Source organism: Tahibacter sp., assembly GCF_032229445.1.
In the GTDB taxonomy this organism is placed as follows: domain Bacteria; phylum Pseudomonadota; class Gammaproteobacteria; order Xanthomonadales; family Rhodanobacteraceae; genus Tahibacter.
This window is the reverse complement of sequence record NZ_JAVTWC010000088.1, coordinates 19,149-22,571: the sequence shown is the minus strand read 5'-3', so window position 1 is coordinate 22,571 and position 3,423 is coordinate 19,149. Positions and strand designations below refer to the sequence as shown.

Annotated in this window: 3 protein-coding genes; all 3 read left to right on the top strand. The window is 67.2% G+C overall.

Annotation, left to right across the window (positions count from 1 at the left end):
• Nucleotides 1-211: 211 nt before the first annotated feature.
• The 3 genes from trxA (at nucleotide 212) to RUU78_RS15295 (ending at nucleotide 3,324) form a co-directional block, all read left to right on the top strand.
• On the top strand, nucleotides 212-1,066 hold the full coding sequence (trxA, locus tag RUU78_RS15305; protein ID WP_313918098.1) for a thioredoxin: 855 nt from the start codon (nucleotides 212-214) through the stop codon (nucleotides 1,064-1,066).
• 10 nt (nucleotides 1,067-1,076) lie between these two features.
• Nucleotides 1,077-1,553 carry a DUF4442 domain-containing protein gene (locus RUU78_RS15300; protein WP_313918096.1) on the top strand — a complete coding sequence of 159 codons (477 nt, stop codon included), beginning with the start codon at nucleotides 1,077-1,079 and terminating at the stop codon, nucleotides 1,551-1,553.
• A gap of 304 nt (nucleotides 1,554-1,857) precedes the next feature.
• On the top strand, nucleotides 1,858-3,324 hold the full coding sequence (locus RUU78_RS15295; protein ID WP_313918094.1) for a DUF5666 domain-containing protein: 1,467 nt from the start codon (nucleotides 1,858-1,860) through the stop codon (nucleotides 3,322-3,324).
• The last annotated feature ends 99 nt before the right edge of the window (nucleotides 3,325-3,423 follow it).

Genomic DNA, 3,423 nt, shown 5'->3' with positions numbered 1-3,423 from the left:
TGATGGAGGGTGTGTTTTAGGCGGGGCCTTCGCCCCGCGATAGACAGGAATGGGGAATCGGGAGACGGGAATCGTTGAAGCCAGGCGGAGGCGCACCGCGGCCGGTCGCCTCGACCCGCTCGAGCGATTCCCCATTCCCGATTCCCGGCCCACACCTTGATCGCGTAGCCTCGCGCACCTACATCGCGACGATCTTTCAAGGAGCCCAGCCATGGCCGAGTCCACCCACGTCTTCGACGCCACCGAGACCAACTTCGAGAATGAGGTCATCAAGGCCTCGCTGCAGACGCCCGTGCTCGTCGATTTCTGGGCCGAGTGGTGCGCGCCCTGCCGTCAGCTCAAGCCCGTGCTGGAGAAGCTCGCTGTCGAATACTCCGGCTCGTTCCGCCTGGCCAAGGTCGACACCGAGGCGGAAATGCAGCTCGCCTCGATCTTTGGCGTGCGCTCGCTGCCGACCGTCGTGCTGGTCAAGGATGGACAGCTGATCGACGGCTTCGCAGGCGCCCTGCCCGAATCCGCGATCCGCGAGTTCCTGACCAAGCACGGCATCGCGCCGTCCATGATCGCCGAACCCGAAGACCTGCTTGTCGATGAAACGCCGACCGAGGCGATCAACCGTCTGCAGCAGGAAATCGCCGCGCAGCCGGACCAGCCCGCGCTCAAGCTCGAGCTTGCCCTGGCCCTGATGCAATCCGGCAACGCCGCCGCGGCCGAGGCCGAGCTCGACGCGCTGCCGGCAAAACTCGCTACCGACGACAAGGCCGTGCGCCTGCGCAACCAGCTCGAGTTCGCTCGCGCGCTCGACGGCGCGCCGGCGCTGGCCGAATTGCGCGAGCGAGCCGAGCGGGACCCTTCCGACCTGTCCGCGCGCGATCTGCTCGGCATCCGCCTGTTGCTCGCCGGCGACGCCGCGGCCGGTCTCGACCAGTTCCTGCATGTACTCAAGACCCAGCGCGATTGGCAGGACGGGCAAGCAAAAAAACGCCTGATCGCCGCGTTCAACGTGATCGACGACGCCGACCTCGTCAGCGGCTACCGGCGCAAGATGGCGGCGGTGCTGTTCTGAGCCCGGGCCGATGAAATCCACCCCGGCGCGCCTGCGCCGCGTCATGAACCTGTGGCCGCCATTCCTGTTCAGCGGCATCCGCGTGCAGGCGGTTTCCGCGGACTGGCGCTATGCCCGCGTGCGCCTGAAGCTCGCCTGGTACAACCGCAACTATGTAAAGACGCACTTCGGCGGAAGCCTGTTCTCGATGACCGATCCGTTCTGGATGATTCTGGTCATGGAATGCCTTGGCCGCGACTATGTCGTCTGGGACCAGGCCGGCGGCATCGAGTTTGTCGCCCCCGGACGGGAGGACGTCTATGCCGAATTCACCGTCGAGGAAACCGTTCTCGACGAATTGCGCGCGGCGACGGCGACGGGTGAGAAATGCCTGCGCTGGTTCGACGTCGACGTGAAGACCGCGACTGGCGAAGTCGTTGCGCGCGTGCGCAAGCAGCTTTACGTCCGGCGCAAGCGCGATCGCGTCGCGGCGCCAGAGCCGGCGTGAGCGGCACTCATGGGCGCTCGCGTCGGCGGAGCTGATCGCGTCGTGCAGCGCATCAGCTCTCTCCCGCCACCGCGGGAGGCGGCACGGCGGTTGCGCGGTGTCGCCGGGTCAACTGAATGCGCCACGAGCCATCACGCGCGACGACGTATTTCATGTAACGAGCTGTAACGAGCGCCCTGATCACGCGATTGCCGCGTGACTTGTCGCCCGTTTGTGGCATCGTCAACGCGGCGACTGTACCGAGCGGCGACGGCTTTCCTGCCGAGTCCGCCGGGCAGAGCAATCCTCAGGGGAAGGCTGACTCATGCGCGCTTCGGTTGTTTTGGCTGGCTTGTTCGCGCTGGCGCTGGCGGGTATCGCAACTGCGCAGATCCAGACGTTGACCGTGGGCGGACGCACCTATTCGTTGCCGGCGGCCACACCGGTCGTCATCGATGGCCAGCCGGGCACGCTGTCCGACCTGCTCGATCGGCCAGCCGGCATGCAAGTGCGCTGGCAAGCGCAGGCCGGTGCAGTGCGCGGTGCCGTGCCGACACCGATCTTCAGCTACACCGTGATCGGCCCCGTCACCCGGGCCGTACCGCTGGAAGTGCTGGGCCAGCCAGTCACGATCACCGGTGACACCGTTATCGAGGGTTTCACCGACGCCGGCAGCCTGACACTGGGCGCACCGATGATCATCGCCGGCCTCGTCGACCCGAACGGCAGCGTCTACGCCACCCTGGCCGTGCGCCGTGACGCGCAGGGCAACAAGTTTCTGGTTGCCGGCTACGTGACGGAACTCGTCACGCCCCAGCCGCGACTGCGCATCGGCAGCCAGTGGATCGACACCACCGGCATCGCCTTTGCCGACTGCACCGGTGGGCTGCCCGTTGCCGGCGATTACGTGGAACTGCGCGCCGACAGCATCGCCGGCTTCGTGCCGGGCGATACGATCGATACCGTCGCCGAGGCACGTTGCGCATCGTCGGTGCCGCCCGGCACGCCCGGCGCCCAGGGATTTCTCGACGGCATCGTCGGCGCAAGCATCAGCGGCGCGTCATTCGAACTCGGCGCTCTGACGATCACCTACAGCGCCGCGACCGTGTTCGAGTTCGGTGGCCCGGACGAGCTGGATCCGGGCACCGAAGTGTCGGTCGAAGGCACGTTCACCGACGCGACGACACTCGCGGCGGACAGCGTAGTGTTCGTGCGTCCGCCGGTACGCTTTGAGGGGCCGATGGTGCCAGGCGACGTCACACCCGGACAGTCGCTACGGCCGTTCGGCGTGACCGTGAACTACAGCGCTCAGGTACGCGACGACGACGGCATCCTCGCGGTCGGATTGACCGCGCCGCAACAGGTTCAGGTGCGCGGCTGGCTCGATCGCAATGGCGCCGCGTTCGCCGCGCGCGTGCGCGAGCGCGGCGCGCCGGATCCTTCGGATGTCGCGCTGCGCGGGCCGGTGGCCGCCGTGGACCGCCCCCGATTCACGGTGCAAGGTCTGGGTATCGATACGACGACCGCGACGTTCTCCGACGCCGATGGCGCCGCGATGACGGCGGACCAGTTCTTCGCTGCGCTACGCCTCAATCACGTCATCGATCTCGGCGCGGCGAGCTGGAATGCGTCCACGCGCACCTTCAGCGGCGGCGCGATCACCCTGCTCGGGTTCGAACACACCCAGCCGATACCGGGCGACCCCGGCGCGTTCGTATCGGGCACTGCCCGCAGCTACGGCGTACGGGAGCTCATATTTGCCGCCGGCTTCGAACCGGCGCCGCCGCGCTGATCGCAGGGAGTTTGGGGGGGGGGGGGGGGCGGCGCGGGGGGCCGGAACATAGAAAGCGCCCATGAACCAGTAGACAGGCAATACTCGGCAACCATGTGG

Bases quoted from the DNA above. Each gene is read 5' to 3' on its own strand.
- trxA (WP_313918098.1), top strand. From the start codon at position 212: ATGGCCGAGTCCACCCACGTCTTCGACGCCACCGAGACCAACTTCGAG.
- RUU78_RS15295 (WP_313918094.1), top strand. From the start codon at position 1,858: ATGCGCGCTTCGGTTGTTTTGGCTGGCTTGTTCGCGCTGGCGCTGGCG.
- RUU78_RS15300 (WP_313918096.1), top strand. From the start codon at position 1,077: ATGAAATCCACCCCGGCGCGCCTGCGCCGCGTCATGAACCTGTGGCCG.